Below are 242 nucleotides of genomic sequence, written 5' to 3'. Positions count from 1 at the left end.
ACTTACTCAACAGAATTTAGAATAGATACCGCTAACCTTGTGATTAAACAAGGTTACACCATCCGAGAAGCTTGTGAAGCAACCGGCGTAGGCCCGACAGCGATTAGACGTTGGGTAACTCAGCTAAGACAAGAATTTGAAGGTATTACTCCATCAGCTAATGCTATCACTCCCGAACAAAAACGAATTCAAGAGCTTGAAGCGCAAATTAAGAAAATTGAATGGGAGAAAGATATCTTAAA

Annotated in this window: 1 protein-coding gene; it reads left to right on the top strand. The window is 40.1% G+C overall.

What is annotated here, in order from left to right:
* A partial coding sequence (locus AAEY94_RS20795; RefSeq protein ID WP_350979943.1) for a transposase occupies positions 1-242 on the top strand: 242 nt, incomplete at both ends.

The sequence above is a fragment of the Shewanella sp. AC34-MNA-CIBAN-0136 genome (genome assembly GCF_040309945.1).
GTDB lineage: Bacteria > Pseudomonadota > Gammaproteobacteria > Enterobacterales > Shewanellaceae > Shewanella.
Note: the sequence above shows the minus strand (reverse complement) of the source record. Positions and strands in the feature narration are given on the sequence as shown.